This window comes from Falsirhodobacter deserti (assembly GCF_004015795.1).
Lineage (GTDB): Bacteria > Pseudomonadota > Alphaproteobacteria > Rhodobacterales > Rhodobacteraceae > Falsirhodobacter > Falsirhodobacter deserti.
Genome location: NZ_ML137218.1, coordinates 618,951 through 645,575 on the forward strand (window position 1 = coordinate 618,951; position 26,625 = coordinate 645,575).

Here is a 26,625-nt window from a genome sequence, read left to right on the forward strand (position 1 = left end):
GCCTTTCGCCGCGGATGAAGGCAAGCGCAACAGGACGGATGAAGGGATTCAGGTGGCGGGCAGAACGGTCAGATGGCGGCGCATCGCGCTTTGGCTTGCCGGTATGCTGGTCGGCCTGCCGCTGCTGCTGGCGATCGTTCTGGCCATGTCGGGCCAAAGCCTGCCCTTGCCGCGCCCTGTGCTGGATCTGGCCCAGGCCCAGATGAACTTCGCGCTTCGCCGCGCCGGAACGGTGGGCGCGCAGGCCACGGTGGGCGGCGTTTCCATCGCGCTGGACCGGCGCTTCCGCCCGCGCATCCACATCACCGACATCCGACTTGCCGATCGCGACGGGCATCCCGTGCTGGAGCTGCCCGCCGCACGCCTGACCTTCCGTTTGCCTTCGGTGTCCGAACCCGTGCAGCCCTTGGCGGTCGTGCTGGAAGGGGCGCGCATCAACGTGCAGCGCCGCGCTGATGGCAGCTTTGATCTGGCGCTGGGTGTCAAGGCGGATGATACGCCCATCCAGTCCTATCCCGAGGCGATCGAGGAGATCCGCCGCGCGCTGACGGTCCCGCTCGCCTCCACCCTGCGTTACATCCACGTGGCCGATGTAACGGCCTTGATCGAGGATGCCCGCGCGGGCCGCACATGGACGCTGAACCAAGGGGATCTGACGCTGCGCCGCCCTGCGGGCGAGCTGGAGGCAGAGCTTTCCGCGCGGGTGGAGGGCAGCGATGCCGGCCAGCTTGGCATGACGTTCCACATCGATCTTGACCAAGGCACCACCCGGATGGAGGCGCAGATCGCCTCCATCCCTGCGCGGGACATTGCGGCGCAGGCCGCCCCGCTGGCCGCGCTGGCCGTTCTCGATGCCGATGTCTCGGGCTCTCTTTCGGCGGCGGTGGACGGGTCCGGCTCATTGTCGCAGCTTTCGGCAACGCTTGATCTGGGGCAGGGCGCGCTTTTGCCGCGCGAGGATATGCAGCCTGTCACCTTCGATGCGGCCAGCATGGGCCTCAGCTTCGATCCGGCTGCCAACAAGGTTTCCCTTTCCGATCTTGAGGTGACGGGCCCCACGCTGCGCATTTCTGCGGATGGCCACGCCTATCTGCGCGATCTTCAGGACGGGCTGCCGGACACGATCCTGACGCAGCTGCGCTTTCGCGATCTGTCGGTCGATCCCGAGGGGCTGTTCACCGAACCTGTCCGCTTTACCTCGGGCACGCTGGATGCGCGGCTGCGGCTGGATCCGTTCACGATGGAACTGGGGCAGGTCGCTCTGGTCGAGGGGGACCGCGTGCTGCGCGGTCACGGCCGCGTCAGCGCCGAGCCGGACGGCTGGCACCTGTCCTTCGATCCCAGCCTGAACCGCATCCGCCGCGACCAGCTTCTGGCGCTTTGGCCGGTGGACCTTGTGCCCCGCACGCGCGAATGGCTGGATGACAACGTGCTGGAGGGGGATCTGCGCCGCGTGCGCGCCGCCATCCGCATCGCGCCGGGGCAAACGCCTCGCGTCTCGCTCAGCTATGCGTTTCAGGGCGGGGATGTGCGCTTCCTGCGAACCCTTCCCCCGATCGAGAAGGGGGAGGGATATGCCTCCATCCATGAAGACCGTTACGCGATGAAGCTGCACCGCGGGCAGGTGACGCCGCCCGAAGGTGGACCGGTGACGGCGGACGGATCGTCGCTCGTGGTGCCCGATCTGCGCGACACCCCCATCCATGTGAAGATCGCGCTGGAAACCGACAGCAGCGTAACGGCGGCCCTTTCCCTGCTGGACCAGCCGCCTTTCCGCTTCTTGTCGCGCGCTGGGCGCAGCCCCGATATCGGGACAGGCCATGCACGGGTGACGGCACTTCTGGATGTTCCGCTGGTCGATGACCTGAAGGCGGACGCGGTGGGCTTCGATGTGCGGGGCAAGATCACCGATTTCAGCTCTGACACGCTGGTGGAAGGGCGGCAGCTTACTGCGCCGATACTTGATCTCACTGCGGTGCCCGAGGGGCTGGCGGTGTCCGGCAGCGGCACGTTGGGTCGGCTGCCCTTCACTGCGACCTACCGGTTGCCGCTGGCTGGTGGCGCCGCCCCCTCGGTTGAGGGGGAGGCGATGCTGTCACAGGCGGCGTTGGAGGAATTCCGCATCGGCCTGCCGGACGGGCTGATCGCCGGGCAGGCTCCGGGCCGTTTCCGCGTCGATTTGCCCAAGGATGCGCCGCCAGACCTGCACCTGACCTCGAACCTTGTGGGGATGCGGGGCCGGCTGGAAGCAATCGGCTGGACCAAGCCTGCATCTGAGGCCGGCCGGCTGGAGGTGCACGCCACCCTTGGTCCCGTTCCGCAGGTCAGGCGGCTGGCGCTTAAAGGGGGCGGGCTGGACGCAGCGGGCTCTGTCGACCTGCGCGATGGCGGGCTGGAGGCGGCGCGCCTGTCGCGCGTGCGCCTGAACGGCTGGCTGGATGCGCCCGTGACGCTGACGGCGCGCGGGCCGGGCCAGGCCCCGGCCGTGCGCGTGAATGGCGGCCGCGTGGATCTGCGCCGGCTGAACCTTGGCGGCGGCGGCGCGGGCCGCGGCGGCGATGATACCCCCATCGACGCGCAGCTGGACGAAGTTCGGGTGACGGATGCGCTGGCGCTGACGGATATGCAGGGCCGGTTCACCACGGCCGGCGGGTTCAGGGGCGATTTCAAGGGCCGCGTCAATGGCGGTGCGGCGCTGGCGGGGCGGCTTGATCCGGCGCGGCACGGAACCTCGGTGCGGCTGGTTTCGCAGGATGCAGGCGGGGCGCTGCGCGATGCGGGCATCTTCGGCAAGGTGCAGGGCGGGTCACTGGATCTGCAACTGGTGCCGCGCCCCGCCAAGGGGGAGTATGACGGAATTGCCGTCGCCTCGGGGCTGCGGGTGATGGACCTTCCTGCGGCTGCGGGGCTGGTCAATGCGCTGTCGGTCGTGGGGCTGGCAGACCAGCTTGCCAACGGAGGCATTCTTTTCGAAAGCGCCCATGCGGCCTTCCGCTTGACCCCCGGCGCGATCGAGGTCACGAGGGGCGCGGCAACCGGCCCCTCGCTGGGCGTTTCCGCGGCAGGAGTATACCGGATGACCGACACGCGGTTCTTCATGCAGGGCGTCGTCACACCCATCTATTTCCTCAACGGTGCAGGCTCGACCGATGGCAAGGGGCTGTTCGGCATGACCTGGCGCCTGCGCGGCACGCCCGAAGCGCCGCAGATCAGCGTGAACCCGTTGTCGCTGGTGACGCCCGGACCGCTGCGTGATGCCCTTCAGGGCCCTGCACCAAGGCTTGCACAATGAAACTTTCCGATTTCGACTTCCACCTGCCCGAAACCCTGATCGCCACGCGCCCTGCGCGGCCGCGCACCTCTGCCCGCCTGCTGCTGGCAGAAGGGGATGCGATCCGCGATCTGCACGTGCGCGATCTGGTGGACATCTTCCGCAAGGGCGACCGGCTGGTGCTGAACAACACCAAGGTCATTCCCGCCCGCCTGACCGGCACCCGCCGCCGCCTGACGGGGCAGGGAGAGGTGGAGGCCCGGATCGAGGTGACGCTGCTGGAACCTGCAGCCGAAGGCTGGCGCGCCTTCGCCAAGCCGCTGCGCAAGCTGGCCGAAGGGGAGGTGATCCGCTTTTCCAACCGGCTTTCGGCCACCGTTGCCGCCAAGACCGAAACCGACGTCGTGCTGGCCTTTGAAACCGATGATTTCGACGCGGCGCTGGCCGAAGCGGGGGCGATGCCGCTGCCGCCCTATATCGCGGCCAAGCGCGCACCCGACGCGCAGGACGAACAGGACTACCAGACCGTCTTTGCCCGCCATTCCGGCGCGGTTGCCGCCCCCACCGCCAGCCTGCATTTCGACGATGCCCTGCTGGCCGCCCTGCGCGACAAAGGGGTGGAGTTCACCGAGGTCACCCTTCATGTCGGCGCGGGAACCTTCCTGCCCGTGAAGGTGGAAGATGTGACGACCCACAAGATGCACGCCGAATGGGGCGAGGTGACACAGCAGGCTGCGGACGAGGTGAATGCCACCCGCGCTGCCGGCGGCCGCGTCATCCCCGTCGGCACCACCGCCCTGCGCCTGATCGAAAGTGCCGCCAGCGAAGGCCGGCTGATGCCGTGGCGGGGCGAGACGGACATCTTCATCTATCCCGGTTATCACTTTCAGGTGACGGATGCGCTGATGACGAACTTCCACCTGCCCAAGTCGACGCTTCTGATGCTTGTTTCGGCGCTGATGGGCGAAGAAACGGTTCGCCGCATCTATGGTCATGCGGTTGCGGAAAACTATCGTTTCTTCTCCTACGGGGATGCGTCCCTGCTGATCCCTTCTCGCGACTGAGGTTCTGTCGATGCTGTCCGTCCTGAACTCCACCTGGCCGCTGCTGGTCGGTGTCATGCTTCTGCTTGTCGGCAACGGCATGCAAAGCACCCTTCTGGGGATCCGGGGCGGGATCGAGGGGTTTTCCACCCTTCAGATGTCTGCCGTGATGTCGTGCTATTACGTCGGCTTCCTCGTGGGGTCGCGCACGGTGCCCGACCTGATCCAGAAGGTGGGCCATGTGCGTGTCTTTGCGGCGTTGGGTTCGATCATTTCGGCGATCCTTGTCTGCTTCCCGGTTCTGCCGGACTGGATCCTCTGGTCGTTGATGCGGGTGGCGATCGGATTCGGCTTTTCGGGCGTCTACATCGCCGCTGAAAGCTGGCTCAACAACACCTCCACGAACGAGACGCGCGGACAGGCACTGTCGCTTTACATGATCGTGCAGATGCTGGGGATCATCACCTCGCAGGCGCTGCTGAACATCGGCGATCCGGCGGGCTTTGCGCTGTTCGTGCTGCCCTCGGTGCTGATCTCGCTTTCGTTCCTGCCGATCCTGCTGACGGTGAAGCAGGCCCCCGTCTTCGAAACGACCGAGCGTTTGTCCTTCCGCAGCCTTTACGAGGCTTCGCCCCTTGGCGTGGTGGGGATGTTCCTGTCGGGCGGGATCTTTTCGTCCATGTTCGGGATGGCGTCTGTCTGGGGAACGGTTGCGGGGTTGAACGTGGCGCAGATCTCCATCTTCATCGCGGCGATGTATGTGGGGGGGCTGGTGTTCCAGTATCCCATCGGCTGGCTTTCGGACCGGATGGATCGCCGGATGGTGATCTGTGGGTCCGCCATCGCGGGGGCGGTGGCAATGCTGGTTACGATCTTCCTGCCCATCGCCATGTGGGCGATGGTTCCGGCCGCCGTGGTGCTGGGCGGCGTGTCGAACCCGCTTTATGCGCTGCTGATCGCCCACACCAACGACTTCCTGGAAAAAGAACAGATGGCGGGGGCAAGTGCGGGCCTGCTGTTCATGAACGGCCTCGGGGCAATGACGGGGCCGCTCATCACAGGATGGCTGATGAACGTCATCGGACCCGAAGGGTTCTTCGTGTTCATTCTTGTGCTGATGGTCCTGATTGCAGGCTATGCGGTTTACCGGATGACGCAGCGCAACGCGCCGAACCCCGACGAAACCGGCGCCTTCGCCATGATGGCCCCGATGGCCGCACCGATCGCCGTTGGCAGCCTGATGGAAGAAGCGGGGCAGGACACTGCCGCCACGACCGAACCGCGATAGGTTGTCATGCAGGGGCAGCTCTGTCAGGCTGCCCCGGAGGAGGAGCGATATGGATGATCCGCAAAGTGTGCTGGAATTCTGGCTGAACGAGGTTTCGCCCGAGGATTGGTACAACGCAGACCCCGAGCTGGATGCCGAGATCCGCGAACGGTTCTGCGATCTTTGGGAAGCGGCGCTTCAGGGCGGGCTTGAACACTGGGCGGATGGTACTGTCGGCACGCTGGCTTACCTGATCGTCTGCGATCAGTTCTCGCGCCACCTTTGGCGGGGAAAGGCACGGGCCTTCGCCACTGACGGGCAGGCGCGCGTGGCGGCCCGCCGGGCGCTGGAACATGGCTGGGACATGGGTGCGCCGGAACCTGCACGCCAGTTCTTCTATCTTCCGTTCGAACATTCCGAATATCACGACGATCAGGCCCTTTCCGTAAACCTGTTCCGCGAACGGATGCCCGAAACCGGGGCAGAAAATCTGCTTCACGCACAGGCGCACGAGGCGATAATCCTTCGCTTTGGCCGCTTTCCCTTCCGAAACGCCGCCCTTGGCCGGGAAAACACCCCGGAAGAGCAGGAGTTTATGGATCAAGGTGCCTATGCCGGCTTTGTTGAACGCTTCCGTGAAGGGCCCGCGTTGCGCGTGATCGAATGATGGTTTAATGTTAAACCAGTTTTCAGCGGAGGGGCAGATGGCCGACAACTTCGACATGATCGTCATCGGGGCCGGACCGGGGGGCTATGTCGCTGCCATTCGTGGCGCGCAGCTTGGCCTGAAGGTCGCGATCATCGAGCGTGAGAATCTGGGCGGCATCTGCCTGAACTGGGGCTGCATTCCCACAAAGGCGCTGTTGCGCTCGGCCGAGGTGCTGCACCTGATGCACCGCGCCAAGGAATTCGGCCTGAAGGCCGACAGCATCGGTTACGATCTGGATGCGGTGGTGAAACGGTCGCGCGGGGTGGCAAAGCAGCTTTCCTCGGGCATCGGCCACCTGATGAAAAAGAACAAGATCACCGTCGTGATGGGCGAGGCGACGATTCCCGCCAAAGGCAAGGTCAGCGTCAAGTCCGACAAGGGCACGCAGGAGCTGACAGCCAAATCCATCGTGGTGGCCACCGGCGCGCGTGCCCGCACCCTTCCGGGGCTGGAAGCCGATGGCGATCTGGTCTGGACCTATCGTCACGCGCTGCAGCCCAAGCGGATGCCGAAGAAGCTTCTGGTCATCGGCTCGGGCGCCATCGGGATCGAATTTGCATCCTTCTTCAACACGCTTGGCGCCGACACCACCGTGGTGGAGGTGATGGACCGCGTGCTGCCGGTGGAAGATGCCGAAATCTCGGCCTTCGCCAAGAAGCAGTTCGAAAAGCAGGGGATGAAGATCCTTGAAAAGACGACGGTGAAGAAGCTGGACAAGGCGAACGGCAAGGTCACGGCGCATCTGGAAGCGGATGGCAAGGTCACGACGCAAGAGTTTGATACCGTCATTTCGGCTGTCGGGATCGTCGGGAACACCGAAGGGCTGGGGCTGGAAGAACTGGGCGTGAAGATCGACCGGACGCATGTGCTGGTGGATGAATACTGCCGCACCGGCGTGGATGGCGTTTATGCCATCGGCGATATCGCGGGCGCGCCGTGGCTGGCGCACAAGGCCAGCCATGAAGGCGTGATGGTGGCCGAACTGATCGCGGGCCAGCACGCCCACCCGATCAAGCCGGGCACGATTGCCGGCTGCACCTACTGCTATCCGCAGGTCGCGTCGGTCGGGATGACCGAGGCGCGCGCCAAAGAGGCCGGGTTCGAGGTGAAGGTCGGCCGCTTCCCGTTCATCGGCAACGGCAAGGCCATTGCCCTCGGCGAGGCCGAGGGCTTTGTGAAGACCGTGTTCGATGCCAAGACGGGGGAGCTTCTGGGTGCCCACATGATCGGGGCCGAAGTGACGGAGCTGATCCAGGGCTATGTCATCGGCCGCACGCTTGAAACGACGGAGGAAGACCTGATGAACACCGTCTTCCCGCACCCGACCCTGTCCGAGATGATGCACGAATCCGTGCTGGACGCCTATGGTCGCGCATTGCACTTCTGAAACGGAAAAGGCGCCCCGCAGGGCGCCTTTTTTACAGGCGTGCGGCCACATCCTTGCGGGTGAAGCCGCGCATCGCCTCGCTGTGTTCGGCCATGAAAGCGCGGGTGCGGGGCGCATCATGCTTTGCCAGATCACGCAGCCATGCGGCAATGGCCTTCTGGATATGCCAGTCGCGGTCGGACAGCAGATCCACGATCCAGTCCAGCACCTGTTCGCGCGCGGCCAGCTCCGCCTCTTTCAGGTGGTTCTTCTTTGCCAGCGGCGCGGTCGCCAGCAAGGCCGTCCGGCGCGCCCAGGGATTTTCGCTTTCCAGCCATGCCGCAACCTCGTCCACGCGGGCCAGATCGGCCATCACGCGCTTTTCGGCGGCCTTGCCGACGGCATCGGCAATGGCCCAAGCATCAAGCTCGGCCACCCAGTCCTGAACCAGCCGCCACGCCGCCTCGTCCGGGCGCATCCGGGCCTGAAGCAGCAGACGGGCCGCAGCGATCCGCGCCTCGTGCACGTCCGACCGCCAAAGCGAGGAAGCAAGCGCCACCCGCTCCTCGACGGAAAGTTCGGCCCGCCATTCGGCCACAAGCGCGTCGATCGCGGCAAGGGGGGTGCCAAGATATTCGCGTTCCGCCTGATGGCGGGCGGCGGCTTCGGCGGCAAGGGCGGGATCCCCGGCCTCGCGCAGGGAATTGAGGGCTGTCATTCGACGGTCACCGATTTGGCAAGGTTGCGCGGCTGATCGACATCGGTGCCTTTCGCAACGGCTGTGTGATAGGCCAGAAGCTGTGCCGGAACGGCATAAAGCAGCGGCGCAAGGATGGACGGCACCTCTGGCATACGGATCGTACGCCAGCAATCCTGTCCCGCCTCGCGCAGGCCGGTTTCGTCGGAAATCAGCAGCACGCGGCCATGGCGGGCCATCACCTCCTGCATGTTCGACACGGTCTTGTCGAACAGCGCATCGCGCGGAGCCAGCACGATCACGGGCACATGCGCGTCGATCAGTGCGATGGGTCCGTGCTTCAACTCGCCCGAAGCATAGCCTTCGGCGTGGATGTAGCTAAGCTCCTTCAGCTTCAGGGCGCCTTCCAGCGCCAGCGGATAGATGGGGCCGCGACCGAGGAACAGGATGTCCTGCGCCTCGGCCAGGTCATCGGCCAGGCCGCGGATGGGATCGGCCGTGGTCATCGCCTGGTTCATCAGGCCGGGCAGGGCACGCAGATCGTCCAGATGCGCCTGAAGTGCCGCATCGTTCATTATGCCCCGATCATGGGCCGCCTTCAGCGCCATCATCAGCAGCACCAGAAGCTGGCATGAAAACGCCTTGGTGGACGCAACGCCCACTTCCACCCCCGCAAGGATGGGCAGCGCCACATCCACCTCCCGCGCGATGGAGGAGGTGGGCACGTTCACCACCGCAACCGTCTTGCCCACCTTTTCGGCGGCATGGCGCAGCGCGGCCAGCGTATCGGCAGTTTCGCCCGACTGGCTGACGAAGATCGCCCATTGCCGGTCCGTCAGCACCGGATCTCGGTACCGGAATTCCGAGGCGATATCGATTTCCACCGGCAGGCGGGCGATCTGTTCGAACCAGTATTTCGCAACATGGCAGGCGTAGTGGGCGGTGCCGCAGGCAACCAGGGTCAGCCGCTCCACCCCCGAAAAGTCCAGCGGCATGTCCAGCTTTCCGCCGGGAACATAGCGGGCCAGCGCATCGGCCAGAACGGCGGGCTGTTCGGCAATCTCCTTCGCCATGAAGTGCCGGAAGCCGCCCTTGTCGATCTGCGTTGCCCCCACGTCGATGCGGGCAAGAGAGCGGTTGGCGCGGCGGCCCGAGGCATCGGTTATCTCTGCCCCCTCGCGGGTCAGGATGACGCGGTCGCCTTCTTCCAGATAGGTGATGCGGTTGGTGAAGGGGGCCAGCGCGATCGCGTCCGATCCAAGGAACATCTCGCCCTCGCCATGCCCGACGGCAAGGGGGGAGCCCTTGCGAGCTCCGATCATCATGTCGCCCTCGCCGTCGAACAGGAAGGCCAGCGCGAAGGCACCTTCCAGCCGGTCGATGGTGGAAAAGGCCGCGTCGCGGGGCGAGGCGCCGCGATCCATCGCGCGGGCGGCCAGCAGGGCCACGACCTCGGTATCGGTCTGGCTTTCGGGGGCGTAACCGTCGGCGGCAAGCTCTTCGCGCAGTTCGCGGAAGTTCTCGATGATGCCGTTATGGACCACCGCCACGCGGCCCGCGCGATGCGGGTGGGCGTTCAGCGTGGTTGCCGCGCCATGCGTGGCCCAGCGGGTATGGCCGATGCCGATCTTGCCGCGCAGCGGATCATGCACCAGCACGTCCGACAGGTTCACCAGCTTGCCCACCGCGCGGCGGCGGTCCAGCGTGGTGCCATCCACCGTGGCGATCCCGGCAGAGTCATAGCCGCGATATTCCAGCCGGCGCAGCGCCTCCACCAGTTGGGGCGCGACCTCGTTCTTGCCAAGAATCCCAATGATTCCGCACATGTGTCAGGCTTCCTTCTTCTTGGACAGGAACAGGTCCATCAGGCGGACGGCCATGCCGGGCTTGGTGACCTGACGGGCGCGGCCGATGGCCAGCGCTTCGGCGGGTACATCCTCGGTGATGACACTGCCCGATCCGGTCATGGCGTCTCGGCCCACAGTCACGGGGGCCACCAGCATGGTGTTGGATCCGATGAAGGACCGGGGACCGATCTCGGTCCGGTGCTTGTTCACGCCGTCATAGTTGCAGGTGATGGTGCCGGCGCCGATGTTGGTCTTCTCACCCACATGGGCGTCGCCCAGATATGTCAGGTGGCCGACCTTCACGCCTTCATCCAGCACCGAGTTCTTGATTTCCACGAAGTTGCCAACGTGAACATCCTCGGCCAGTTCGGCGCCGGGGCGCAGGCGGGCAAAGGGGCCAACCGTGGCTCCGCGCGAAATGTGGCACCCTTCCAGATGCGTGAAAGCCCGGATCTCCGCCCCGCTTTCGATGGTCACGCCCGGCCCGAACACCACGTTCGGCCCGATCAGCGCATCGCGCCCCACCACGGTGTCAAGCGCGAAGAAGACGGTTTCCGGCGCCGTCAGCGTCACGCCATTCTCCATCGCTTCGGCGCGGGCGCGGGTCTGGAAGGCGGCCTCGGCGGCTGCAAGCTCGGCCCGCGTGTTGATGCCCAGCGTTTCGGCTTCGTCGCAGGTCACGACACCGGCGGACAGGCCCCGCTGGCGGGCGATCTCCACCACATCCGTCAGGTAGAATTCGCCCGAGGCGTTTTCGTTGCCGATGGCGGCCACCAGGTCCAGAAGGACCGAAGCCTCGGCGCAGATGACACCGGAATTGCACAGGGTGATCGCCCGCTCGGCCTCCGAGGCGTCCTTGTACTCCACGATCCGTTCCAGCGTCTCGCCCTGCGTGACAAGGCGGCCATAGCGGCCCGCGCCTGCATGTTCGAACCCGAGGACGACGACGGCGTGGCGGGACCGGGCAGCCTGCATCGCTTCCAGCGTTTCGTGACGGATGAACGGGGTGTCGCCGTACAGCACGACGGCATCGCCCTTCTGCCCTTGAAGAAGCGGCGCGGCCTGCCGGACAGCGTGGCCCGTGCCAAGCTGTTCTTCCTGCAGAACGGTCTCCACCTCCGGGTCGAAGGTGCGGGCGGCTTTTTCCACCTGATCGGCCCCATGGCCGGTCACGATGATGGTGCGAACCGGATCCAGCATCCGCCCCGCCTGCATGGCGTGGTGAAGCAGCGGCGCACCACCCAGCGGGTGCAGCACCTTCGGCAGGTCCGAGTTCATGCGCGAGCCAAGCCCCGCCGCAAGGATGATGAGCGATGTGCCGGCCATGTTGTCCTCTGGTCTTTGTATGCGGCAGGTTTTACCCCTTGGCGGGCCCACCGCAAGGGGCGGGCGGTCACACTGTCTTTCGGGAGGTTTCAATGCGGACTGTGGTTTTCGATCTGGACGGAACGCTTGCGGACACTTCGGCGGACCTGATCGCCTCGGCCAATGAATGCTTCAGGGCGCTGGGCCACGGCGACCGGCTTGACGCAAATGATGCGGCAACGGCATTCCGGGGTGGTCGGGCCATGCTGCGCCTGGGGTTCGAGCGGGTGGGCATCGACTGGACCGAGGCCGATGTCGATACGCAATTCCCGCTGCTGCTGGAATATTACGGTCAGGCCATCGCGGTGCATACGAAGCTTTATCCAGGCGCGGCCGAGGCGGTGGAGGCGTTGCGCGCCAGCGGCTATGCCACGGCCATCTGCACCAACAAGCCCGAGGGGCTGGCCGAAACGCTGCTGGGCAAGCTGGGCATCCGGCAGATGTTCGGGTCAATGATCGGGGCGGATACGCTCAGCACCCGCAAGCCGGATGCCGCCCCCTATGTGGAGGCGGTTCGGCGGGCAGGCGGGACGGTCTCGCGCTCCATGCTGCTGGGGGATACGGAAACGGACCGTCTGACCGGCCATGCCGCCGGTATCCCTGTTGCCCTTGTCACTTTCGGCCCCGAAGGTGACGCCGTGCGGGCGCTGGAGCCGGAGGCGCTTCTGCATGGTTTCGCCGATCTTCCGGAGGTTGTGCGGCGGCTTGTCGGCTGATGATGCGACTCTGCGGTATGCAATTGGACACTTAGGCATGCCGCGGTATATCGCGGCCAAAAATATATTGGCAGCCACCCCTTCCGATCCCTTGTTTTGTTGACCATCTTCCGGTCATGGCTTGGTTGACCGCTGAACCTTCCGCGGATACACGGGGGGGAGCAACTTTTCGCGCGTGCCAAATGGCCGCAGGCCGAAGGAGCCACTCGTGGACGGACTTCTCCGAGAGTATTTCCCGCTTGTCGTGTTTCTTGCGATTACCGTGGCATTGGGCCTTGTCCTGATCCTTGCCGCGGCTGTTATCGCCGTTCGCAATCCGGACCCTGAAAAGGTTTCGGCATATGAATGCGGCTTCAACGCATTCGATGATGCACGCATGAAGTTCGACGTGCGATTCTACCTAGTCTCCATCCTGTTCATCATCTTCGACCTGGAGGTCGCCTTCCTGTTCCCTTGGGCGGTGGCATTCGGGGATTTGTCGATGGTGGCGTTCTGGTCGATGATGGCATTCCTTGGGGTGCTGTTCGTCGGCTTCATCTATGAATGGAAGAAGGGGGCCTTGGAATGGGCGTGAGCACTTCGGCCAATACCGCGGGCGGCGACAACGAGGTCGCGACGCAAACCCTCAATGCGCAGCTGCAGGACAAGGGTTTCCTGCTGACCTCGACCGAGGATGTGATCAACTGGGCGCGCACCGGCTCGCTCCACTGGATGACGTTCGGTCTGGCCTGCTGCGCGGTGGAGATGATGCACACCTCCATGCCCCGCTATGACGTGGAACGGTTCGGCATCGCGCCGCGTGCCAGCCCGCGCCAGTCGGACCTGATGATCGTGGCCGGCACGCTGACCAACAAGATGGCGCCCGCGCTGCGCAAGGTTTATGACCAGATGCCCGAGCCGCGGTATGTCATCTCCATGGGCAGCTGCGCCAATGGCGGCGGTTATTATCACTACAGCTATTCGGTGGTGCGCGGCGTTGACCGCATCGTGCCAGTCGATATTTACGTGCCCGGCTGCCCGCCTACGGCGGAGGCGCTGCTTTACGGAATTCTCCAGCTGCAGCGCAAGATCCGCCGGACCGGCACCCTGACGCGCTGAGGAGGAGCCACGATGACCGAAGCCCTCGACGAACTTGCTCTGATGATCGAAAGCCGCGTGCAGAAGCTGGTCCTTGACCGGACGACAGCCCATGACGAATTGACACTGCATGCGGCGCCCGACGGGATCGTGCGTCTGGCCGAGGTTCTGAAGACCGATCCTGCTTGCCGGTTCGGCACGCTGGTTGACATCACCGCCGTGGATTATCCACAGCGCGAGAAGCGGTTCGACGTGGTTTATCATTTCCTGTCGATGCACCAGAACCAGCGCATCCGCGTGAAGGTCGCCATCGACGAGGAGGAGATGATGCCCTCGCTCACCTCCGTCTACCCCTCGGCCAACTGGTACGAGCGGGAGGTGTTCGACATGTTCGGCATCCTCTTCTCGGGGCATCCGGACCTGCGGCGGCTGTTGACCGATTACGGCTTCCGCGGCCATCCGCTGCGCAAGGACTTCCCGACCACCGGATATACCGAAGTCCGTTACGACGAGGCGCAAAAGCGCGTCGTATACGAGCCTGTGAAGCTGACGCAGGAATACCGCCTGTTCGACTTCATGAGCCCTTGGGAAGGGGCCGATTACATCCTTCCGGGTGATGACAAGGCGAAGACGTGACGCGCGAACCGACGATACTTCTGGGTGTGGGAGCGACGAAAGCCGGGACGACCTGGCTGTTCGATCAATTGTCGCGCCACCCGCAGTGCCATCTGCGCGGCATCAAGGAGTTGCATTACTTCAACACCTTCGTGCAGGGCACGTGGAACCGGCGCCTTCTTGCGCTGGAACAGTCTGCAATGCGTGCGCCGGAACGGATGCTGGCCGACATGGCCGACTGGGCCGAAATCCTGCGCCTGCGACGGCTGAGCCTGCGGTCATATCTTGGGTATCTGACCAAGGGGCGGGGCGACCGGCCGGTGGTGGGCGATATCACGCCCGCCTATGGCCTGCTCCCCGCGCGCATCCTGTCGCGCATCCAGCAGCTGGGGGATGTGCGCGTCCTTTATCTTCTGCGCGATCCGGTCGATCGGCTGTGGAGCCAGGTGCGCATGGATGCCCGCCGCGCCGCAGGCCGTGACGGGGACATCACGCAGCATCTGCGCGACGCCTTCGCCCGTGCCCTGAAGGGCGAGGGGCCGGCATGGCTGCGCAGCGATTATCGCGGCACCCTGAACCGGCTGGATGCGGCCGTGGCACCGGGCCGCCTGCTGGTCGGCTTCTATGAAACGCTGATGACGGCCGGGGGTCTTGGCCGGGTGACCGATTTTCTGGGCATCGACCGGCACACCGCGCAGTTCGACAAGCGCGTGCATGGCGGGATCGACATGCCGCTGAACGAAGAAGACCGCGCCCGCGCCGTGCAGGTTCTTCGTCCGCAATACGATTATGTGGCCCGTCGCATGGGGGATCTTCCCCCACGGTGGCAGGCGGCGATGGCAGGAGTGTAGGCTCATGGACGGTGGCAACGACATTCGGGGCGACGGCCTGACGGCGGAACAGAAGATCCGCAACTTCAACCTCAACTTCGGTCCGCAGCACCCTGCGGCCCACGGCGTGCTGCGCCTTGTGCTGGAGCTTGACGGTGAGATCGTGGAACGCTGCGATCCGCATGTCGGGCTGCTGCATCGCGGCACCGAAAAGCTGATGGAAAGCCGCACCTACCTTCAGAACCTGCCCTATTTCGACCGGCTGGATTATGTCGCGCCCATAAATCAGGAACATGCGTGGTGTCTGGCGATCGAAAAGCTGACGGGGACGCAAGTTCCGCGCCGCGCATCGCTGATCCGCGTTCTTTACGCCGAGATCGGTCGCCTTCTGAACCACCTGATGAACGTCACGACCAACGCGATGGACGTGGGTGCGCTGACCCCGCCGCTTTGGGGCTTCACCGCCCGCGAAGAGCTGATGGGCTTTTACGAGCGGGCCTCGGGCGCGCGGCTGCATGCGGCCTATTTCCGGCCCGGCGGCGTGCACCAGGATCTTCCGCCGAAGCTGATCGACGACATCGAGGCGTGGTGCGAGACGTTCCCCACGCTTCTGGATGCGCTGTCGGACCTGCTGGTGGAAAACCGCGTCTTCAAGCAGCGGACCGTGGATATCTGCGTGATCAGCCAGCAGGAAGTGATCGACTGGTCGATGTCGGGCGTCATGGCGCGCGGTTCGGGGCTTGCATGGGACCTGCGCCGTTCGCAGCCCTATGAATGCTATGACGAATTCGACTTCCAGATTCCGGTCGGCACCAAGGGCGACTGTTACGACCGCTTCCTGTGCCGCATGGCCGAGATGCGCGAGTCGATGAAGATCATGCAGCAATGCTGCAGGAAGCTGCGTGAAACGCCCGGCGATGTGCTGGCGCGCGGCAAGATTACCCCGCCGAAGCGGGCGGAGATGAAGCGCTCGATGGAGGCGCTAATCCACCACTTCAAGCTTTATACCGAAGGCTTCCACGTACCCGAGGGTGAGGTTTACTGCGCGGTGGAGGCCCCCAAGGGTGAGTTTGGCGTGTATCTGGTGGCCGACGGGACGAACAAGCCCTACCGCTGCAAGATCCGTGCGCCGGGCTTCCCGCATCTTCAGGCGATGGATCACGTCTCGCGCGGGCACCAGCTTGCCGATGTATCCGCCATCATCGCCACCATGGATATCGTTTTCGGAGAGGTGGATCGCTGATGCTGCGCCGTCTGCACCATGACCAGCCCGCAAGTTTCGCCTTTACGCCGGCAAACCTGAAATGGGCACGCGGTCAGATGACCAAGTACCCCGAGGGCCGTCAGGCCTCGGCGATCATTCCGCTGCTGTTCCGTGCACAGGAACAGGAAGGCTGGCTGACCCGCGCCGCGATCGAATACGTGGCCGATCTGCTGGACATGCCGCGCATCCGCGCGCTGGAGGTCGCGACCTTCTATTTCATGTTCCAGCTTTCACCGGTGGGCAGTGTCGCGCATATCCAGATCTGCGGCACGACGACCTGCATGATCTGCGGTGCGGAAGACCTGATTGCCGTGTGCCGCGAACTGATCGCGCCGAACCCGCACCAGGTTTCGGCCGATGGCCGCTTTTCGTGGGAAGAGGTGGAGTGCCTTGGGGCCTGCACCAACGCACCGATGGCACAGATCGGCAAGGACAACTATGAAGACCTGACGCCGGACGTCCTGCGCGATCTGATCGGTCGCTTTGCCGCCGGCGAAGTGCCGCGTCCCGGCCCGCAGAACGGCCGCTTCGGTGCCGAGGCGAAGGGCGGCCCGACCGCGCTGACCGAAGGGCTGGAAGATCGCGCCGAATTCAACTTCTCGGTCCAGCGGGCGCTGGATCTGGGCGACACGATCAAGCGCATCGACGGAACGGAAGTGCCGCTGCGCACCCCGTGGAACCCGCAGGCAGAGATTGACGAAACGCCGCATCAGCCCGAACCGGAGCCCGGTCACGATCACCCGATCGACAGCACCGGCATCACGACGGAAGAAGCACCCGTGAAATCTGCGGCCCGCATGCCCGATCGTGGAACCGCCCCCGGCGGCACCGCGACGGCAGAGCCGGGCCAGCAGGTGAACGAGGACGGCCCGCAGGATGAGGCGAAGTGATGGACGAAGGATCGCGCCATACCGAAGACATGGCCTCGCGGCGCGCGGCCCTGATCTTTGCGGGCACGGCGCTGTCCTGGTTGCTGGTGCAATGGGCGGGGCGCGCCTATGGCTGGTCGCCGCTGTTTTTGCTGGTATTCGACGTGCTGGCGCTGGCCGGGTTCGTCTGGGGGGCGGTCTTGACCGTCCGCATCTGGCGCAAGCGCCGGAAGGAGTGAGAAGATGTTGAAAGATCAGGACCGGATCTTCCAGAATATCTATGGCATGCACGACCGCACGCTTGCGGGCGCGCAGAAGCGCGGCCTGTGGGACAACACGGCCGGCATCCTTGCCAACGGGCGTGACTGGATCATCGATCAGGTGAAAGCCTCGGGCCTGCGCGGCCGGGGCGGGGCGGGCTTTCCCACGGGCCTGAAATGGTCGTTCATGCCCAAGCAGTCGGACGGCCGTCCGTCCTATCTGGTGGTGAATGCCGACGAATCCGAACCCGCGACCTGCAAGGACCGCGAGATCATGCGCCACGATCCCCACCATCTGGTGGAAGGGTGCCTGATCGCGGGCTTCGCGATGGGCGCCGCGGCGGCCTATATCTATATCCGCGGCGAATATATCCGTGAAAAGGAAAGCCTGCAGCGCGCCATCGACGAGGCGTATGATGCAGGTTTCCTTGGCAAGAACGCCTGCAAGTCGGGCTATGACTTCGACGTTTACCTGCATCACGGGGCGGGTGCCTATATCTGCGGCGAGGAAACGGCCCTGCTTGAAAGCCTTGAAGGCAAGAAGGGGATGCCGCGGATGAAGCCCCCGTTCCCGGCGGGCGCGGGCCTTTATGGCTGCCCGACCACGGTGAACAACGTCGAATCGATCTCGGTCGTGCCGACGATCCTGCGGCGCGGGGCCGACTGGTATTCCTCTTTTGGGCGCCCCAACAACACGGGCGTGAAGCTGTTCGCCATGACGGGCCACGTCAACACGCCCTGCGTGGTGGAAGAAGCCATGTCGATCCCCATGCGCGAACTGATCGAGCGTCATGGCGGCGGCGTGCGCGGCGGCTGGAAGAACCTGAAGGCAGTCATCCCCGGCGGCGCAAGCTGCCCCATCCTGCCGGCCCATCTGTGCGAGGATGCGCTGATGGATTACGACTGGATGCGCGAGAACCGCTCCTCCTTCGGGACGGCCTGCATGATCGTGATGGACAAGGACACCGACGTCATCAAGGCGATCTGGCGGTTGTCGAAGTTCTTCAAGCATGAGAGCTGCGGCCAGTGCACGCCATGCCGCGAAGGCACCGGCTGGATGATGCGCGTGATGGACCGTCTGGTGCGCGGAGAGGCCGAGGTCGAGGAGATCGACATGCTGATCAACGTCACCAAGCAGATCGAAGGCCACACGATCTGCGCCCTTGGTGACGCGGCGGCATGGCCGATCCAGGGCCTTGTGCGTCACTTCCGGGAAGAGATCGAGGATCGCATCAAGGCCAAGCGCACGGGCCGCACGGGAGCCTTGGCGGCGGAATGAAGGCGCTTGGCATCATAGCTTTGTTGGCATTGGCAGGATGTGCGGAGCAGGCCGAACGGCCGCCCGCGCCCACCATGCAGGACGGCAGCTTCGTGTCCGTCCTGCAGCCGGCGGGTATCGGCAGCACCATTACCGGCAAGGGCGTCGTGCCCGTCACCGGGATGACAATGGCCATTTACAACCCGGCGAACCCGCTGGGCTATGATGACGGCAAGCTGGCCAAGGACGTGGCGGCGCGGGCCTGTGCCAACCGGATGCTGCGCTTCAACCCCGATGTCATCGGGCGGTACGAGGCCCCGAACTGGGTGTTCGAGGGGGCCTGTAGATGAGAGTTTTTGCCGGGGAGGACCCCAGATGAGCAACCTTCGCAAGATCAACATCGACGGCCACGAATACGAGGTCGATGGCGCGATGACCATTCTTCAGGCGGCCGAGCTTGCGGGCGTCGAGGTTCCGCGTTTCTGCTATCACGAGCGGCTGTCCATCGCAGGCAACTGCCGGATGTGCCTTGTCGAGGTTGTGGGCGGCCCGCCCAAGCCGACGGCGTCCTGCGCGATGCAGATCAAGGACCTGCGCCCGGGTCCGAACGGCGAGGCGCCGGTGGTCAAGACCAACTCGCCCATGGTGAAGAAGGCCCGCGAAGGGGTGATGGAGTTTCTGCTCATCAACCACCCGCTGGACTGCCCGATCTGCGATCAGGGCGGCGAGTGCGATCTTCAGGACCAGGCCATGGCCTATGGCGTGGATTTCAGCCGTTACCGCGAACCCAAGCGCACCGCCGAGGAACTGAACCTTGGCCCGCTGGTGAAAACGGCGATGACGCGCTGCATTTCCTGCACGCGCTGCGTCCGCTTCACCACCGAAGTGGCGGGCATCAGCCAGATGGGCCAGACGGGGCGGGGCGAGGATGCGGAGATCACGTCCTATCTGAACCAGACGCTGGATTCGAACCTGCAGGGCAACATCATCGACCTGTGCCCCGTGGGCGCGCTGACGTCCAAGCCCTATGCCTTCACCGCCCGCCCGTGGGAACTTTCGAAAACCCACTCGGTGGATGTGATGGACGCTCTTGGTTCCAACATCCGCGTGGATACCAAGGGGCGCGAAGTGATGCGCATCCTGCCGCGCAACCATGACGGCGTGAACGAGGAGTGGATCAGCGACAAGACCCGCTTCATCTGGGACGGGTTGCGCCGCCAGCGGCTGGACGTGCCCTATATCCGTGAAGCGGGCAAGCTGCGCCGCGCCACGTGGGGCGAGGCGCTTCGGGCAGCCGCCACCGCGATGCAGGGCCGCCGACTGGCTGGCCTCGTGGGCGATCTTGCCTCGGTCGAGGCTGCATATGCGCTGAAGCTGCTGGTCGAAGGGCAGGGCGGACGGGTGGAATGCCGCACCGACCGCGCGCAGCTTCCTGCCGGCAACCGCTCGGCCTATGTCGGCAACGCCACCATCGAGGATATCGAGGCGGCGGACCGGATCCTGCTGATCGGCACCAATCCGCGCCTTGAAGCGCCGGTGCTGAACGCCCGCATCCGCAAGGCATGGCTGGCGGGCGCCTCGGTTGCAGTGGTCGGCCCGCTGGCGGATCTGACCTATGACGTAACGCATCTGGGCACCGGCCGCGACAGCTTGACCCGTCTGGTGCGCGAGGCCGAGGCCGGAACCGGCGGCATCGTCATCATCGGGCAGGACGCCATTTCCGAAGCGGATGGCGAGGCTGTGCTGAGCCAGGCGATGGCCTATTGCGGTGCGACCGGCGCGAAACTTCTGGTACTTCACGGCGCCGCCTCTCGCGTGGGGGCGATGGATATCGGCGCGGTGTCGCAGGGCGGGCTGGCCGGCGCGATGGAAGGCGCCGAAGTGGTGTTCAATCTTGGCGCGGACGAGATCGACATCGCGCCCGGCCCCTTCGTCATCTATCAGGGCAGCCACGGCGACCGGGGTGCGCATCGGGCGGACATCATCCTGCCCGCCGCCGCCTATACCGAGGAAAACGGCCTGTTCGTGAACACCGAGGGCCGCCCGCAGCTTGCCATGCGCGCCGGCTTCCCGCCGGGTGATGCCAAGGAAAACTGGGCGATCCTGCGTGCGCTTTCGGCGGAACTGGGGGCGGCGCTGCCCTTCGATACGCTGGCGCAGCTTCGCACGAAGCTGGTTGCCGCCGTTCCGCATCTGGGGCGCATCGATCAGGTTCCCGCAAATGACTGGCAGCCGCTGGAAGTGCGTGATCCGGCACAGGCAGAATTCCGCATCATTCCGCGCGATTTCTACCTGACCAACCCGATCGCGCGCGCCTCTGTCCTGATGGCGGAACTTTCACGACTGGCGGCAGAGCGGGCCTCGGCCCCGCTGGCGGCGGAATGAAAGGGATGGCCGTGGTGGCGATGATCGGACTGACGGCCTGTGCGCCCATCCTGCCGCAGGACATTCCTGCAGCGGCGGAGGGGGAGGGGCCGCTTCCCGCGCCCACCTATCTGGGCGTGCAGACGATGCGGCTTGATGATGACCTGGTGGCTTTCCGCGTCGCCATTGATCAGCCGCGCGCGGCGTCGGATATCGACGCCTATACGGCATGTGCCGCGGCACAATATGCGCGGATTCGCGGTCAGGGCTATGCCCGCCGCATCCGCACCAATATAGATGACCGTGGCGGCGCATGGGTTGCCGACGCGGTCTACCTCATCTCGCGTAACAAGCCGCGGGGCGAGGATATCATCGATGCGGCGCAGACGGTGGCCGACTGCAAGGCGCAGTCGATCCCGACGGTGTGAGGGAGGGGACATGACCGATTTTCTTCAAACGGGACTTGGCATCACGCTGCTGACGGCGCTGCAGGCGCTCGGGGTCATTGCCTTCGTGATGATCGCGCTGATCTTTATGGTCTATGGTGACCGGAAGGTGTGGGCGGCGGTGCAGATGCGGCGCGGCCCGAACGTGGTGGGCCCGTGGGGCCTGCTGCAAACTTTTGCCGATGCGTTGAAATACGTGGTGAAGGAAATCGTGGTGCCGGCCGGGGCCGACCGCTTCGTTTTCTTCCTTGCGCCGCTGTTGTCCTTCATGCTGGCGATGTTCGCCTTTTCCGTCATTCCCTTTGCCGATGGCTGGGTGGTGTCGAACCTGAACGTGGCCGTGCTGTTCGTCCTCGCCGCCTCCTCGCTGGAGGTGTATGGCGTGATCATGGGCGGCTGGGCCTCGAACTCCAAATACCCGTTCCTTGGCTCCCTGCGCTCTGCCGCGCAGATGATCTCGTACGAGGTGAGCCTTGGCCTGATCATCATCGGGGTCATCATTTCCACCGGGTCGATGAACTTCGGCGCGATCGTTCACGCACAGGACGGCAATCTGGGGCTGCTGAACTGGTACTGGCTGCCGCATCTGCCGATGGTGGTGCTGTTCTTCGTCTCGGCGCTGGCCGAAACGAACCGTCCGCCTTTCGATCTGCCCGAGGCAGAATCCGAACTGGTCGCCGGCTTCATGGTCGAATATTCCTCCACGCCGTATCTTCTGTTCATGGCTGGCGAATATATCGCCATCTTCCTGATGTGCGCCCTGATGTCGCTGCTGTTCTTCGGCGGCTGGTTGTCGCCCATTCCCGGCCTGCCTGACGGTGCGCTGTGGATGGTTGCGAAGATGGCATTCTTCTTCTTCATGTTCGCGATGGTGAAGGCGATCACGCCCCGCTACCGCTATGACCAGCTGATGCGGCTGGGCTGGAAGGTCTTCCTTCCGCTGTCGCTGGGCTGGGTCGTGCTGATCGCGTTCCTTGCGAAATTCGAAGTGCTTGGCGGCTTCTGGGCCCGCTGGGCGATTGGAGGCTGATGATGGCGCAAACGATCGACTGGGGCCGCGCGGCCCGCTACGCGCTGCTGATGGATTTCCTGAAGGGCTTCCGTCTGGGTTTCCGCTATTTCTTCGCGCCGAAGGAAACCCTGAACTATCCGCATGAAAAGGGGCCGCTTTCGCCCCGCTTCCGCGGCGAGCATGCGCTGCGCCGCTATGCCAGCGGCGAGGAGCGCTGCATCGCCTGCAAACTGTGCGAAGCGGTCTGCCCCGCACAGGCGATCACCATCGATGCCGAACCGCGCGAGGACGGCAGCCGCCGCACCACGCGCTATGACATCGACATGACGAAATGCATCTATTGCGGCTTCTGCCAGGAGGCGTGCCCCGTAGATGCCATCGTGGAAGGCCCGAACTTCGAATTCTCGGTCGAGACGCGGGAAGAGCTGTTCTATGACAAGCAGAAACTGCTTGAGAACGGCGCCCGCTGGGAGGTCGAGATCGCCCGCAACCTGGAACTGGACGCGCCCTACCGATGAACGACGAGTTCGGCACCTTCCTGAAGGCGTGGATGGAACAGGGCCAGTCGATGGCCCGCAGCTTCGCGCCACAAGGCGATCTTTCCCTGTCCCGGGAGATGATGGAGATGTGGTTCGGCAACACCTTCAACCGCGAAGGGCTGGATGCCCGCACGCGGATGCTGGTGACGCTGGGCGCGATGGTGGCACGCGGGGTGCAGGGCGATGTGCTGGTCTGGACGCTGCGCCATGCCCGCACCGCCGGCGCCACCCACCGCGAGGTAGCCGAGACGATCCTGCAGATGGGCATGCTTGCCGGTCTGCCCGCCGCGCAATCCGCGCTGGACCTGGCCCGACAGGTCTTCGACGAAGAGGAGAAACCCGCATGACGGTTGCAGACTTCGCATTCTATGCCTTCGCCATCGTGACGCTGGTCGCGGGGATCTGCGTCACGATCTCTCGCAATCCCGTGCATGCGGTGCTTTGGCTGATCCTGACGTTCCTGTCTTCTGCGGGCCTGTTCGTGCTGCTGGGGGCCGAATTCGTGGCGATGCTGATGATCATCGTGTATGTCGGCGCGGTGGCGGTGCTTTTCCTGTTCGTCGTGATGATGCTTGATGTCGATTTCGGCCAGCTGAAGGGCCAGATGATACGCTATGCACCCATTGCGGCGCTGATCGGCGTGGTTCTGCTGGTGCAGCTTGGCCTTGGCCTTGGCGCATGGGTGCAAAGCGAAGGCGCGCTTGGCCTTCGCCAGTCGGTCACGCCGGTGAACATCGAAAACACGCGCGCCCTCGGGCTGGTGCTGTTCGACCGTTATCTTCTGCTGTTCCAGATGGCCGGCCTTGTGCTGCTGGTGGCGATGATAGGGGCAATCGTGCTGACGCTGCGCCACCGCGGGGATATCAAGCGCCAGGACGTGCTGCAGCAGATGTGGCGCGACCCCGCGAAAGCGGTGGAACTGAAAGACGTGAAACCGGGGCAGGGCCTTTGATCCCGGGGGAGGGAACGATGATGGTGGGACTGGAACATTACCTGGTGGTGGCGGCGGCGCTTTTCGTCGTCGGCATCTTCGGCATCTTCCTGAACCGGAGAAACGTGATCGTCATCCTGATGTCGATCGAGCTGATGCTGCTGGCGGTGAACATTAACCTTGTCGCCTTTTCCAGCCATCTGGGTGACCTGACGGGGCAGGTCTTCACGATGTTCGTGCTGACCGTGGCGGCGGCAGAGGCTGCGATCGGCCTTGCCATCCTTGTCACCTTCTTCCGCAACAAAGGCTCCATCGACGTCGAAGACGTCAACGTGATGAAGGGGTGAGGGCATGGTTACGGTCATCCTTCTTGCGCCGCTGGTCGGCGCGCTGATCTGTGGCTTCGGCTGGCGCTTCGTCGGCGAATATGCGGGTCAGGTCATCGCAACGGCGCTGGTCGCGCTGGCGGCGGTGCTGTCCTGGTTCGTCTTCATCGGCTTTGACGGCACCGTCGTGCAGACAAGCCTTATGCGCTTCATCGAAAGCGGCAGCCTGCAATCGGACTGGTCGATCCGGCTGGACCGGCTGACGGCGATCATGCTGGTGGTCGTCACGACGGTTTCGGCGCTCGTGCACCTCTACAGCTTCGGCTACATGGCGCATGACGAGAATTTCCGCGAGGGGGAGCATTACCGCGCCCGCTTCTTCGCCTATCTGTCGCTGTTCACCTTCGCCATGCTGGCGCTGGTAACGGCAGACAACCTTGTTCAGCTGTTCTTCGGCTGGGAAGGTGTGGGCCTTGTTTCTTACCTGCTGGTGGGCTTTTATCACCGCAAGGGCAGCGCCAACACGGCGGCGATCAAGGCCTTCGTGGTCAATCGCGTGGGCGACTTCGGCTTCCTTCTGGGGATTGGGGCGCTGTTCCTGCTGACGGATTCCATCTATTTCGACGATATCTTCGCTGCGGCGCCGCAGCTGGCGCAAACGACGCTGTCCTTCCTGTCGATCGAGTGGAACGCGGCAACGATCGTCGGCATCCTTCTGTTCATCGGTGCTGCCGGCAAATCGGCCCAGCTGGGCCTGCATACCTGGCTGCCCGATGCAATGGAGGGGCCGACCCCGGTTTCGGCGCTGATCCACGCGGCAACCATGGTGACGGCGGGCGTCTTCCTGATCTGCCGCATGTCGCCCTTGTTCGAGGTTGCGCCGGATGCCCAGACCGTGGTCGTGGTGATCGGGGCGCTGACGGCGTTCTTCGCCGCCACCGTGGGTCTGGTGCAGAACGACATCAAGCGCGTGATCGCCTATTCGACGGCATCGCAGCTTGGCTACATGTTCGTGGCGGCGGGCCTTGGCGTTTATTCCGTGGCGATGTTCCACCTGCTGACCCACGCCTTCTTCAAGGCGTTGCTGTTCCTTGCGGCAGGGTCCGTCATCCACGGGATGGGCGGGGAACAGGATCTTCGCAACTATGGCGGATTGCGCCGCAAGATGCCGATGACTTTCTGGGCCATGTTGATCGGAACGCTGGCAATCACCGGCGTGGGCATTCCGTTCACGTGGATCGGCTTTGCGGGCTTCGTGTCCAAGGACGCGATCCTTGAAACCGCATGGGCAGGTTCGCCCTTCGCCTTCTGGCTTCTGCTGATCGCGGCGGCGATGACGGCCTTCTATTCGTGGCGCCTGATGTTCCTGACCTTCTTCGGCACGCCCCGCGGCAAGGTCGAGATCCACGATCATGCGCATGAACCGGACCGCAGCATGCTGATCCCGCTGGCCGTTCTGTCGGTGGGCGCGGTTTTCGCCGGCATGGCCTGGCGCAACGTCTTCTTCGGGAAGGAGGAAATCGTGCGCGACTGGTTCGGCGCCAGCCTTGGCTGGGCCGCGAACAACCACATGCTGCACGAGGCGCATGAGGCCCCGGCATGGGTCGTTGGTTCGCCCGTTCTGGCGATGCTGGTGGGGCTGGTCGTTGCGTGGCTGATGTATATGCGTGATCCGGACGTTCCGGCACGCATGGCAGACAAGGCGCGCGGCCTGCACGCCTTTCTGTTCAACAAATGGTATTTCGACGAATTGTTCGAAGCCATCTTCGTGCGCCCGTCCCGCTCTTTGGGGAACTTCTTCTGGCGGCGCGGGGATGATCGCGGTTTCGACGGTGCGGTGAACGGTGTGGCCCTCGGGCTTATTCCGGCGCTGGCACGGGCGCTGCAGCGCATGCAGTCGGGATATGTCTTCCACTATGCCTTCGCCATGGTTCTGGGCGTCGCCGCCCTTGTCACATGGATCAGCTTCACAGGGGGATCGCGCTGATGGACAGCCTTCTTTCCATCGTCACCTTCATCCCGTCGGTTGCGGCGCTGATCATGGCCGTTTTCCTGCGGGGCGGGGATGAAGCCGCGCAGAAGAACGCGAAATGGCTGGCGATGCTGGCCACGGTGGCGACGTTCCTGATCTCGCTGTTCATCTATGCCGGTTTCGACCGGTCGAACCCCGGTTTCCAGTTCGTGGAAGATCATGCCTGGATTGGCGGGCTGCGTTACCGGATGGGTGTTGACGGCATCTCGGTGATGTTCGTTCTGCTGACGACCATCCTGATGCCTGTGGTGATCGGTGCCTGCTGGAACGCCCAGCACCGCGTGAAGGAGCTGATGATCGCCTTCCTCGTGCTGGAAACGCTGATGATCGGCGTTTTCTCGGCGCTGGATCTGGTGCTGTTCTATGTGTTCTTCGAAGGCACGCTGATCCCGGCATCGCTGATGATCGGTATCTGGGGCGGGAAAGAGCGTCTTTATGCGGCGTTCAAGTTCTTCCTTTATACCTTCCTCGGCTCGGTCCTGATGCTGATCGCGATGATCGCGATGTATTACGATGCAGGC

26 protein-coding genes and 1 pseudogene are annotated in these 26,625 nt (G+C 64.2%); 24 read left to right on the plus strand and 3 right to left on the minus strand.

Annotated features, from left to right (window positions below):
- The first annotated feature begins 52 nt into the window (after window positions 1–52).
- The 5 genes from JX25_RS03160 to lpdA are packed head-to-tail and all read left to right on the plus strand — an operon-like array spanning window position 53 to window position 7,677.
- Entirely contained in the window at window positions 53–3,292 is a 3,240-nt protein-coding gene (locus JX25_RS03160) for a YhdP family protein (RefSeq protein ID WP_241557837.1), read from the plus strand.
- Window positions 3,289–4,335, plus strand: a complete 1,047-nt coding sequence (queA, locus tag JX25_RS03165) for a tRNA preQ1(34) S-adenosylmethionine ribosyltransferase-isomerase QueA (protein WP_128253647.1) — start codon at window positions 3,289–3,291, stop codon at window positions 4,333–4,335. Before JX25_RS03160 ends, queA begins: the two co-directional genes overlap by 4 nt.
- 10 nt (window positions 4,336–4,345) lie before the next feature.
- Entirely contained in the window at window positions 4,346–5,602 is a 1,257-nt protein-coding gene (locus JX25_RS03170) for an MFS transporter (protein ID WP_128253648.1), read from the plus strand.
- A 49-nt stretch (window positions 5,603–5,651) separates the two neighbouring features.
- Window positions 5,652–6,248: a DUF924 family protein gene (locus tag JX25_RS03175; protein ID WP_128253649.1), complete on the plus strand. Its 597-nt coding sequence runs from the start codon at window positions 5,652–5,654 to the stop codon at window positions 6,246–6,248.
- A 37-nt stretch (window positions 6,249–6,285) separates the two neighbouring features.
- Window positions 6,286–7,677, plus strand: a complete 1,392-nt coding sequence (gene lpdA, locus JX25_RS03180) for a dihydrolipoyl dehydrogenase (RefSeq protein WP_128253650.1) — start codon at window positions 6,286–6,288, stop codon at window positions 7,675–7,677.
- A gap of 31 nt (window positions 7,678–7,708) precedes the next feature.
- On the opposite strand, the gene JX25_RS03185 is transcribed toward lpdA, so the two are convergent.
- Genes JX25_RS03185 through glmU form a run of 3 tightly spaced genes read right to left on the minus strand, consistent with a single transcriptional unit; the run spans window position 7,709 to window position 11,526 of the window.
- Window positions 7,709–8,374: a DNA alkylation repair protein gene (locus JX25_RS03185; protein ID WP_128253651.1), complete on the minus strand. Its 666-nt coding sequence runs from the start codon at window positions 8,372–8,374 to the stop codon at window positions 7,709–7,711.
- Window positions 8,371–10,179, minus strand: coding sequence for a glutamine--fructose-6-phosphate transaminase (isomerizing) (gene glmS, locus JX25_RS03190; RefSeq protein ID WP_128253652.1), 1,809 nt, complete (start codon window positions 10,177–10,179; stop codon window positions 8,371–8,373). Before glmS ends, JX25_RS03185 begins: the two co-directional genes overlap by 4 nt.
- Before the next feature lie 3 nt (window positions 10,180–10,182).
- Window positions 10,183–11,526, minus strand: coding sequence for a bifunctional UDP-N-acetylglucosamine diphosphorylase/glucosamine-1-phosphate N-acetyltransferase GlmU (gene glmU / locus JX25_RS03195; protein WP_128253653.1), 1,344 nt, complete (start codon window positions 11,524–11,526; stop codon window positions 10,183–10,185).
- Between the two features lie 92 nt (window positions 11,527–11,618).
- Between glmU and JX25_RS03200 the strand changes: the two genes are divergently transcribed.
- From JX25_RS03200 to JX25_RS15415, 19 genes and pseudogenes are all read left to right on the plus strand, one after another.
- Window positions 11,619–12,281 (plus strand): HAD hydrolase-like protein, encoded by a 663-nt coding sequence (locus JX25_RS03200; RefSeq protein WP_128253654.1) that lies wholly within the window; start codon window positions 11,619–11,621, stop codon window positions 12,279–12,281.
- 208 nt (window positions 12,282–12,489) lie between these two features.
- Window positions 12,490–12,855, plus strand: a complete 366-nt coding sequence (locus tag JX25_RS03205) for an NADH-quinone oxidoreductase subunit A (protein WP_128253655.1) — start codon at window positions 12,490–12,492, stop codon at window positions 12,853–12,855.
- Window positions 12,846–13,379, plus strand: coding sequence for a NuoB/complex I 20 kDa subunit family protein (locus tag JX25_RS03210; protein ID WP_128253656.1), 534 nt, complete (start codon window positions 12,846–12,848; stop codon window positions 13,377–13,379). The genes JX25_RS03205 and JX25_RS03210 overlap by 10 nt, the downstream gene beginning before the upstream one ends.
- Before the next feature lie 12 nt (window positions 13,380–13,391).
- Window positions 13,392–13,994, plus strand: coding sequence for an NADH-quinone oxidoreductase subunit C (locus JX25_RS03215; protein ID WP_128253657.1), 603 nt, complete (start codon window positions 13,392–13,394; stop codon window positions 13,992–13,994).
- A complete protein-coding gene (locus JX25_RS03220) occupies window positions 13,991–14,824 on the plus strand; it encodes a sulfotransferase (RefSeq protein WP_128253658.1) in 834 nt (277 codons plus the stop codon). Before JX25_RS03215 ends, JX25_RS03220 begins: the two co-directional genes overlap by 4 nt.
- A 4-nt stretch (window positions 14,825–14,828) precedes the next feature.
- Window positions 14,829–16,046, plus strand: coding sequence for an NADH-quinone oxidoreductase subunit D (locus JX25_RS03225; protein WP_128253659.1), 1,218 nt, complete (start codon window positions 14,829–14,831; stop codon window positions 16,044–16,046).
- Window positions 16,046–16,957 carry an NADH-quinone oxidoreductase subunit NuoE gene (nuoE, locus tag JX25_RS03230; RefSeq protein WP_128253660.1) on the plus strand — a complete coding sequence of 304 codons (912 nt, stop codon included), beginning with the start codon at window positions 16,046–16,048 and terminating at the stop codon, window positions 16,955–16,957. Before JX25_RS03225 ends, nuoE begins: the two co-directional genes overlap by 1 nt.
- Window positions 16,957–17,175 (plus strand): DUF5337 family protein, encoded by a 219-nt coding sequence (locus JX25_RS03235; protein ID WP_128253661.1) that lies wholly within the window; start codon window positions 16,957–16,959, stop codon window positions 17,173–17,175. Before nuoE ends, JX25_RS03235 begins: the two co-directional genes overlap by 1 nt.
- 4 nt (window positions 17,176–17,179) lie before the next feature.
- The gene (nuoF, locus tag JX25_RS03240; protein WP_128253662.1) at window positions 17,180–18,475 is read left to right on the plus strand and encodes an NADH-quinone oxidoreductase subunit NuoF; all 1,296 of its coding nucleotides are present in this window, start codon (window positions 17,180–17,182) and stop codon (window positions 18,473–18,475) included.
- Window positions 18,472–18,804: a hypothetical protein gene (locus tag JX25_RS03245; RefSeq protein ID WP_128253663.1), complete on the plus strand. Its 333-nt coding sequence runs from the start codon at window positions 18,472–18,474 to the stop codon at window positions 18,802–18,804. Before nuoF ends, JX25_RS03245 begins: the two co-directional genes overlap by 4 nt.
- 25 nt (window positions 18,805–18,829) lie before the next feature.
- Window positions 18,830–20,839 (plus strand): NADH-quinone oxidoreductase subunit NuoG, encoded by a 2,010-nt coding sequence (gene nuoG / locus JX25_RS03250; protein ID WP_128253664.1) that lies wholly within the window; start codon window positions 18,830–18,832, stop codon window positions 20,837–20,839.
- Entirely contained in the window at window positions 20,836–21,246 is a 411-nt protein-coding gene (locus JX25_RS03255; protein WP_241557838.1) for a hypothetical protein, read from the plus strand. Before nuoG ends, JX25_RS03255 begins: the two co-directional genes overlap by 4 nt.
- 10 nt (window positions 21,247–21,256) lie before the next feature.
- The gene (gene nuoH, locus JX25_RS03260; RefSeq protein WP_128253665.1) at window positions 21,257–22,294 is read left to right on the plus strand and encodes an NADH-quinone oxidoreductase subunit NuoH; all 1,038 of its coding nucleotides are present in this window, start codon (window positions 21,257–21,259) and stop codon (window positions 22,292–22,294) included.
- Window positions 22,295–22,296: 2 nt separating this feature from the next.
- On the plus strand, window positions 22,297–22,794 hold the full coding sequence (gene nuoI / locus JX25_RS03265) for an NADH-quinone oxidoreductase subunit NuoI (protein ID WP_128255159.1): 498 nt from the start codon (window positions 22,297–22,299) through the stop codon (window positions 22,792–22,794).
- Window positions 22,791–23,162, plus strand: coding sequence for a carboxymuconolactone decarboxylase family protein (locus tag JX25_RS03270; protein ID WP_128253666.1), 372 nt, complete (start codon window positions 22,791–22,793; stop codon window positions 23,160–23,162). The genes nuoI and JX25_RS03270 overlap by 4 nt, the downstream gene beginning before the upstream one ends.
- Window positions 23,159–23,767 carry an NADH-quinone oxidoreductase subunit J gene (locus JX25_RS03275; protein ID WP_128253667.1) on the plus strand — a complete coding sequence of 203 codons (609 nt, stop codon included), beginning with the start codon at window positions 23,159–23,161 and terminating at the stop codon, window positions 23,765–23,767. The genes JX25_RS03270 and JX25_RS03275 overlap by 4 nt, the downstream gene beginning before the upstream one ends.
- Before the next feature lie 20 nt (window positions 23,768–23,787).
- A complete protein-coding gene (gene nuoK, locus JX25_RS03280) occupies window positions 23,788–24,093 on the plus strand; it encodes an NADH-quinone oxidoreductase subunit NuoK (RefSeq protein WP_128255160.1) in 306 nt (101 codons plus the stop codon).
- Between the two features lie 4 nt (window positions 24,094–24,097).
- Window positions 24,098–26,059, plus strand: coding sequence for an NADH-quinone oxidoreductase subunit L (gene nuoL, locus JX25_RS03285; protein ID WP_128253668.1), 1,962 nt, complete (start codon window positions 24,098–24,100; stop codon window positions 26,057–26,059).
- Window positions 26,059–26,613: pseudogene (locus JX25_RS15415) on the plus strand (proton-conducting transporter transmembrane domain-containing protein); the annotation flags it as partial. The gene nuoL and the pseudogene JX25_RS15415, both read left to right, overlap by 1 nt.
- Window positions 26,614–26,625 lie beyond the last annotated feature (12 nt).